Here is a 733-nt window from a genome sequence, read left to right as displayed (position 1 = left end):
AGAGGAATATCGAAAGTACCAATATCCGTTTTGAACCTATATGCAACAGTATTAAAATCTGAGTCCAATAACTCATATATCTTATTCTCCATTAAGCAAAACACTCCTTTCATTTAATCTATTATAACATTTTTCTTATTGAAAATCAATAACTTATCAGGTAGTTAGAACCAACCTGGAACTGAAAAATTGTATCTCATTGTGATTATTCTATTGTCTCTAACAAACTCACCTATGTAGTTAGGTGTGATACCCAAGCCTAAAGGTACTCGTGCCATTATTAAGTAGGTGTTACCGAGGTCTTGAGATATGTGCTCAACTACTTCACCACTCAACATATCAGCTCTATCTATTATAATCAATTTATCTGACAGGGAAGTTAAATCCCTTACCAAGTCTACACCTCTTTCAAATACGACTACATCTGGATGAGGATTTCCGTTTCTTATCAGATTGCACATATATGTCTTACCTGTTGCAGCTGCACCTCTAACTACATTTATTCTACCCCTGAGCTGTATGTCAAAGGTTACCACTTCTCCTGATGATACTATCAGATGCCTCGTTTTCTTATCGTAACTTATCATACTTTCAAATCCTCTCTTTAAAGAAAAGAGAGCGAACTCTTTGAAAGAAGTCGCTCTCATTGTTGATACATTTAATCTGAGGTAGATATGACTAGCTCATGGATAGATTAAAACCCTGTTATTGAGCCATCAGGGTAAACAAAGTA

General features: G+C 35.3%; 1 protein-coding gene. It reads right to left on the bottom strand.

Annotation, left to right across the window (positions count from 1 at the left end; all coding sequences use genetic code 11):
* Window positions 1-164 precede the first annotated feature (164 nt).
* The gene (locus QVO88_RS07795; protein WP_022287935.1) at window positions 165-587 is read right to left on the bottom strand and encodes a hypothetical protein; all 423 of its coding nucleotides are present in this window, start codon (window positions 585-587) and stop codon (window positions 165-167) included.
* Window positions 588-733: the final 146 nt, after the last annotated feature.

It is taken from the genome of Ruminococcus sp. CAG:57, assembly GCF_000435935.1.
Taxonomy (GTDB): domain Bacteria; phylum Bacillota; class Clostridia; order Oscillospirales; family Ruminococcaceae; genus Hominimerdicola; species Hominimerdicola aceti.
This window is presented reverse-complemented; position numbering and strand designations above follow the sequence as displayed.